Genomic DNA, 6,233 nt, shown 5'->3' on the forward strand with positions numbered 1-6,233 from the left:
GAACAAAACTTCAAATTAGTATGTTTTTAAAAGAAGTTTATTGGTTGGATGGTCTGTCGAGTTTTATACCGGACCGGTTTCATTATAAGAACTACTACCTCCTTTCAGTTAAAAATACAGTCTATAAACATAAACCATTTACTTGTATATTAAATAACTTTCTAATCTATGAAGGAACAAACAAAAAAGGCTTCTCTCCAAAATATTACTGTTGAAAATACGCCAGACACTAAGAATTATTTCAAGCATGTGGAAGATCACTAAATATATTATTTTTCCAATTTACAAACCACTAATCCTTGGGAGAAAAATTATTTAAACCGCATTATAAAATACACTTAAGAACTGAATATATTAATTTTAATTACAAGTTGCTACAAACTAATAAAAAAACGTTCTTAATACAGATCAATCACTACTATAACAATACCAATCTTAATAAAGAGGTGGATAAAAATGAAAACATTTGATAAGTACTGTTCCTTTACTTTCTTTTCATACTTTGCAACATTTGCTATTGTAGTTCCGCTAACCGGCCTTTTTTTAAATCAATTACACTTTGGTAGCAAAGAGATAGGGATAATCCTTGGCATTTCAATTCTAGCCAGAATATTAGGACCATATGTATTCCTACTGATATCAAAACTAAATAGAAATTTAGCAAGCATATACCTTATACAATGCGTTCTCCTTTTAGTCGTTCTGTTTGTTGGTACTCAAGTTAAAAATAGCTTGGCTATAGTTATAGCACTCTCCTTACTAAATATTTTTTGGATATCTATTTTACCCAACATAGAAACAATTTCATTATCAAAATTAAATGGTGACATGAAACGATACTCAACCATTAGAATGTGGGGAAGCATCGGATTTATTTTCTTTTCAGTTTGGGCGAGTCATGCTCTTATTAAATTCGGCCCACTATCTTTTTGGTTTATATTAATATTTTTAGGGTTTATGTTGTTAATTTCCTCTATTCTACTAATTCGCCTTGAACCGATTGAGGTTACGAAAAAAAAATCAAAAAGTATTTTTATTGAAAGAAAACTTTTGCTTTTTTATTCTGTATTTTTCTTATTTGAATTAACACATGCACCTTATTATGGATTCTTTTCTATTAAGTTGTTGGAAAATAATTATACTGGTTTTGCAATAGGTTCATTAATTGCTTTTGCAGTTATATGCGAAATTGTTACTTTCGCTTATGGTCATAGGCTTCTAAAATATATGAATGTTTCATCTATTCTCTTATTGTGTTCTATTTTAGGTATTCTAAGATGGACATTAATAGAACTTTTTGTCGGAAGCATCACTTTATTAGTAATTTCACAGTTAATGCATGCTTTTACCTTTGCTTTATATCACATTTGTGCTATGAACATTTTAAGTTTAAATGCAGACCAAGATTTAATTAGCCAAAGACAAACTACCTACACAGTTCTTACCATGGGTATAGGTGCTGCATTAGGAGCTTACCTGTCCGGCTTGTTCTGGGACGTTAAAATTTTTCAATTCTCATCTTTCATATCAGTTGGAGTTAGTTCACTGGTTATTAGTATAATACTTGTTTTGTTAATAATGAAAAAAGAAGCAAACCAAGCCCTAAATACTCCTACCGAGAGTAATATGTAATTATATAGAGAACAATCCTTATTGTAACAAGCCTAAGAAAACTACATGCAAAACATTAAATGATACATTTTAATCTTTAAAAACAAATTCTCTTATTCAATATCAAAATCATTTTTCTAAATTTCCAAAAATAAAATCATCTCAGAATTTCCGTATTTAAAAGAAATTTTATCAATACCTTTCTACAGTTAAAAAGTTTAACATATTAAAAAAGATTCCAATATAACCCTTATATTGAATTTTTTCGATACCAAACCCTATTACTTTATAAGTGCCTTTTCATAAACAAACATTAACAAGAATTAACTTTGAAAAAAAGTTTTTATGTACTTCATAAATCATAAAGGAGGATAATTATGTATAATCATGTGATACAACTATTAGATCAAGCTAATATTTCTTACCAGCAATACAAGCATGAACCCAATCTGGATTATGATACAGATAGAGAAATACGAAAAAGATTTAATTTAGAAGGTGTTCCAAGTAAAAGTTTATTTCTAAAAGATAAAACCGGACATAATTATGTGCTAGTTACGATTGAAGGCGAAAAATTAGATTCAAAATCAATGAAAGAACTAATTGGCAAGAGGGTTTCAATTTGTTCAGCTGAAGAGTTGATTGAAAAGACTTCCTGTGTTCCCGGTTGTGTAGCCCCTTTCGGATATCAGGATGAGGTTACCCTTATTATAGATAAAAAGATCTATAATTATAATAAATTTCTACTATCACCAGGCGTACCTGAGTTAACAATCGAGATACACACAGAGGATATCAATAAAATTTTAAATATAGTGAAAAACAACATTTTAATTTATGAAAACAATTAATAATTTTATACTCACAATAAGGAGGGATTACAGTGGTAATCCAATTAACAAAATCTTATTTGTATAATCAAAATAGAATTCTTGATGAAAAGAATAATGACTTCTTAGAAAACTGGAAAATACACGCTTACAACAGTTTCCACGAAAGTATTATGGATAATTCCAAACCGTTTCCTTGCTATTTTGCAGTAGATTCCGAAAAACATGGTTGGTCCAGATATCTTTTTATTGACTCAGCTTATGATCAAAAAGAGCTGCTAAAGCTTAGAGATGGGATTTATGAATATATAAAGACATATCAGCAAATTGCCAAGCGGACTACGCTAGTGATATTCTTCAAACCCTCAAGTAAGCAATTACTAGCAGAAGAATATAAAAAACAATTTTGGAATGTACTACAATTTTTAATCGAAAATGATCCCGAACCATGGAATCCAGAAATCCCAACAGATCCTTACCATGCCAAATGGGAATTTTGTTTTGCTGGAGAACCTATATTTGTAGTTTGCCGAGCACCTATCTATGCTGAAAGACAAAGCAGATATACAGAAAATGGTCTTGAAATTACCCTTCAACCCCGCGGAACCTTAGATGATATTACAGGTGATACCAAACAAGGAAAACAAGTCCGTAAAGTTATTAGGAAACGCTTATTAGCCTACGATAATATTTCAATGCATCCAGATATAGGTGATTATGGTGCTGAAAATTCACATGAGTGGAAACAGTATATTTTACCTGAAACAAATGAAGAAAGTGTAATGAGATGTCCGATTACAGGTGTAAAAAAACATGATTAGCATGATCTTTAGTTATATATTGTTAGGTGTTTCCCTGTCTGCTCCTGTGGGTCCAATCAATGTGGCTCAAATAAATAAAGGCATTAAAAATGGATTTTGGAGTGCTTGGTTTGTAGGATTAGGCGCTATGTCAGCTGATGTAATTATGATGTTACTCATTTATTTTGGGGTTTCCACTTTTCTAACAACTCCAATTGCTCAACTTTGCATTTGGATTTTCGGTTTTATTACCATGCTTTACTTAGGATATGAAAGTATTAAGGATGCTCCTAAACAAGTACATCATTCTTTAACTGGCGAAAAAGAACATCCTCTAAAATCTTTTTTAGCAGGATTTGCAATTGCAATCTCAAATCCATTAAATATTGTATTTTGGATAGGAATTTACGGTTCTGTTCTTACTAGTGCAATAAATACAATTGGAAAAGAACAAGCACTATGGTATAGTACAGCTATTTTTGCAGGTATTATGCTATGGGATTTATTCATGGCTACATCCATACATTTTGGTAGACGCTTTGTGAACGCTACTGTAATGAAATGGATTTCCATTTCAGCAGGTGTTATTTTAATTTGTTTTGGTATTTATTTTGGCTATGAGGCTGTACTAACAATCCAACAGTTAATTTAAATAAAGTTGCGAAAATACGCCTTTGGAGTTGATGATCCAAAGGCGTATTTTTCATTCCTGGGTTTGAAGTAGTGTGTTTTATATACTCAAAACTTGCATTAAAAGGGGACAATTATTGTTAATTTCTGACCCTTTATTCTAATTTGAACAATGTATACTAAATATGGAGGTAAATTAATGTATGTGCCAACAAGACTGCTAATATTATGGTAAACGATGAAAGGGGATTTTATAATGAGCAATTTAAAGAAGTGGAATCAGGTAGATACATATATTACAAATCAATTGTTACCCAAAGACCCAATTTTTGAAGAAATATTGGCAACGAATGCTGAGGCTGACTTACCAGCAATAGACGTTGCTCCCAATCAAGCAAAATTTCTTCACTTACTAGCATTAATTCAAGGAGCTAAAAGAATATTAGAAGTTGGAACTCTAGGAGGCTACAGTACTATTTGGTTAGCTCGATCCTTACCAGAAGATGGGCACTTAGTTACTCTTGAATTAGAAAATCATCATGCAGAAGTTGCAAAATTAAATATCGTAAGAGCTGGCCTATCTAATTTAGTAGAAGTAAGAACTGGACCTGCTCTTGAAACAATGTCGAACTTGTATAATGAGGGAGCCGAACCATTTGACATGATTTTCATTGACGCCGATAAACAAAATAACGCGGAATATTTGAAATGCGCACTTAAATTAGCTCGAAAAGGTACTGTAATTATAGGGGACAATGTAGTTCGAAATGGAGAGATAGTAAATTCTATTAGTACTGATTCTAATGTTCAGGGAGTTCGCCGTTTTTTCGATACTCTTGCATCTGAACCGCTACTATCTTCAACGGCAATACAAACTGTAGGAAGCAAAGGATATGATGGATTTAGTATAAGTGTGGTACTTTGACGTTCAGAATATTCGATAAGTAGATTCAGTCAACCTTTTTTATAAAATATTGACTCATGTGGATATAGAAAAATACGGTTTGATCAATCGTTCTTTCAAAATATGCTTTCTCTACTTTCCTCTTTCATCAAGGGTTATTAATTTAATCTAATTTTATTCAAAGACTACACTAACATTTATTATAAGAAATTAGCTCTATAAACTTTGAAGAAATAAAAAGAAAAAGAGTGTCTTGAAAAAAGATTTTTATCAAAACACTCTTTTTTTATTTAATTGAATCGTTCTTTTATAGAATTATTTAATAATTTTTTATTCAGAGTCAATTTTTTCATTTTACAATAGTTAAGCATTCCATATCTAATATTTTTAAAATATATTAATGGGTTTTTAAACATTTAATTATGACTTAGGCTGTATAATTCAGAAAGTTTCTCTAACCTATTTATGATCTCTATTTCGTATTCTATGTCCATAGGGATACTTTCTTTAGAGAATGGCGCTAATTCTGGATGATGTCCAACCATTACTGAATATACCGCATGTTCGAACATACTTATATCATTCGCATCATTTCCAAAAGCTACATATTCCCCTTCTTTGACACCTAATACCTGCAGTGCATTCCATTTGTGAATACCTTTTGGACTAATATCTATTACATTCTCATTTCTATGTTTATGCACAACAACATCTAATAAACTTAGACTCTTCGATAGTTCTTCCATGTCGCTTGCTGTAAGGATTAAAATCTTAACTATCGAATTTAAAGAGGTCACCTTAACAGATTTAGCAAGTTTAGCTGGATCTAGATTATTAAGTATAGAATGATTATCTGGACCAGTATATGAATAATCCCAGTCACCGTCAATTAAATAAGTTGCTTGAAATTCATTTATCAAAGCAAGAACCTTTTTTAGTTGCGATTTCTCGAACTCTTTTGAATAAATTAATTTTCCGTTTTGAGAAATTAAAGATCCATTTCCGCCAATCAATGTATATTCGTGAAAGCGCGAATGTATCACAGGTAGCATGTCACGAATAGGTCTTGCAGAAGCAAATATAACTTCGTGACCATTTTTACTAATGTTATCTAAACATGCAAGAATTTTTTCTGAAACTGGTTTTCCCTTAAAACAAATTGTACCATCTAAATCAAAGACAAATTTCAAAATTTGCACTCCCCTTCTTACTTCTCCTAGATTATATAATAACTCAAAAATAAACAAAGTGATTTTACTTTAAGTTACTCACAGTTATTCACTCTACCCAATGCTGATCTATCATCTACCTTCCCCTCTGCTTATCTATAATGTCTTTAAAATAAATCAAACATAAATTTAATAGACTATGTAGATTTTTCAAATTATTAACAAAGAAAACATATCATATCAATTCTATTAATTGCAAAATTATTTTTTTCTTTGTTTTCAGGATAAA

Annotated in this window: 6 protein-coding genes; 5 read left to right on the forward strand and 1 reads right to left on the reverse strand. The window is 30.9% G+C overall.

Going from position 1 to position 6,233, the window contains the following annotated elements; genetic code table 11:
* Positions 1–456 precede the first annotated feature (456 nt).
* The 5 genes from ACO6VI_RS32505 to ACO6VI_RS32525 all read left to right on the forward strand — a co-directional run bounded on the left by ACO6VI_RS32505 (position 457) and on the right by ACO6VI_RS32525 (position 4,796).
* Positions 457–1,632 carry an MFS transporter gene (locus ACO6VI_RS32505; protein WP_065223476.1) on the forward strand — a complete coding sequence of 392 codons (1,176 nt, stop codon included), beginning with the start codon at positions 457–459 and terminating at the stop codon, positions 1,630–1,632.
* Positions 1,633–1,988: 356 nt separating this feature from the next.
* Positions 1,989–2,462 carry a YbaK/EbsC family protein gene (locus ACO6VI_RS32510; protein ID WP_065223475.1) on the forward strand — a complete coding sequence of 158 codons (474 nt, stop codon included), beginning with the start codon at positions 1,989–1,991 and terminating at the stop codon, positions 2,460–2,462.
* Between the two features lie 32 nt (positions 2,463–2,494).
* Positions 2,495–3,262: a YqcI/YcgG family protein gene (locus ACO6VI_RS32515; RefSeq protein WP_065223474.1), complete on the forward strand. Its 768-nt coding sequence runs from the start codon at positions 2,495–2,497 to the stop codon at positions 3,260–3,262.
* Positions 3,255–3,893 (forward strand): LysE family translocator, encoded by a 639-nt coding sequence (locus tag ACO6VI_RS32520; RefSeq protein WP_065223473.1) that lies wholly within the window; start codon positions 3,255–3,257, stop codon positions 3,891–3,893. Before ACO6VI_RS32515 ends, ACO6VI_RS32520 begins: the two co-directional genes overlap by 8 nt.
* 234 nt (positions 3,894–4,127) lie before the next feature.
* Positions 4,128–4,796, forward strand: coding sequence for an O-methyltransferase (locus ACO6VI_RS32525; RefSeq protein ID WP_422425159.1), 669 nt, complete (start codon positions 4,128–4,130; stop codon positions 4,794–4,796).
* A 395-nt stretch (positions 4,797–5,191) separates the two neighbouring features.
* On the opposite strand, the gene ACO6VI_RS32530 is transcribed toward ACO6VI_RS32525, so the two are convergent.
* Entirely contained in the window at positions 5,192–5,965 is a 774-nt protein-coding gene (locus ACO6VI_RS32530; protein WP_065223471.1) for an HAD-IIB family hydrolase, read from the reverse strand.
* Between the last annotated feature and the right edge of the window lie 268 nt (positions 5,966–6,233).

Source organism: Bacillus sp. PSXD-155 (genome assembly GCF_049310765.1).
GTDB lineage: Bacteria > Bacillota > Bacilli > Bacillales > Bacillaceae_G > Bacillus_A > Bacillus_A cereus.

What these genes read in the sequence shown, in the direction of transcription:
- ACO6VI_RS32505 (WP_065223476.1), top strand. Translation starts at nt 457, where the DNA reads ATGAAAACATTTGATAAGTACTGTTCCTTTACTTTCTTTTCATACTTT.
- ACO6VI_RS32510 (WP_065223475.1), top strand. Translation starts at nt 1,989, where the DNA reads ATGTATAATCATGTGATACAACTATTAGATCAAGCTAATATTTCTTAC.
- ACO6VI_RS32520 (WP_065223473.1), top strand. Translation starts at nt 3,255, where the DNA reads ATGATTAGCATGATCTTTAGTTATATATTGTTAGGTGTTTCCCTGTCT.
- ACO6VI_RS32525 (WP_422425159.1), top strand. Translation starts at nt 4,128, where the DNA reads ATGAGCAATTTAAAGAAGTGGAATCAGGTAGATACATATATTACAAAT.